Origin of the sequence: Kineococcus glutinatus, assembly GCF_039542765.1 — a bacterium.
Classification (GTDB): domain Bacteria; phylum Actinomycetota; class Actinomycetes; order Actinomycetales; family Kineococcaceae; genus Kineococcus_A; species Kineococcus_A glutinatus.
Genome location: NZ_BAABIL010000935.1, coordinates 1 through 569, shown reverse-complemented (window position 1 = coordinate 569; position 569 = coordinate 1). Strand labels below are relative to the sequence as shown.

The following is a 569-nucleotide window of genomic DNA, read 5'->3' as shown; positions in this document are numbered from 1 at the left end:
CTCGCGGGTGCGGGCGGCCGCGGGCGTGCCGGCACCGCGGCGCTCGGCGTTCGCGATCCGCGGCTACGCCCCGGCGCCGGCGGGTGCGCCGGCGCAGGTCATCGCCTTCGGCACCGCGCGCTGGCCCGCCTACGCGTGGTCGTTCCCGGTGGGCGACGGCACCGCGAACGTCGGCTACGGGGAGCTGCTGGGGCCGGGCGGGGCGCTGAGCCGGGAGCGGTTGCTGACCGGGGTGGAGGAGCTGCTGCCCGGGGCGGGGGCCGGCGGGCGGGACTGGCGCGCCCACCACCTGCCGCTGACGACCGGCCGCCCGCGCCAGCCGGACGGGCCGGTGCTGCTGGCGGGCGACGCCGCGGGGCTGGTCAACCCGATCACCGGGGAGGGCATCTACTACGCGGTGCTCTCGGGGTCGCTCGCCGGGCGGGCCGCGGTCACCGCCGCGGACCCGGGTGCGGTGCTGCGCGGGATGCTCGCCGGGCACCTGGGCGCCCACCTGCGCGCCACGGGGACGGCGGCGGCGCTGAGCCGCTCTCCGCGGGTGCTGGCGGCGGCGGTCGCGGCGGTGCGGG

The 569-nt window shown here is 81.5% G+C and carries 1 pseudogene; it reads left to right on the top strand.

From position 1 onward, the window contains the following. Positions 1-569: pseudogene (locus ABEB16_RS22685) on the top strand (geranylgeranyl reductase); the annotation flags it as partial.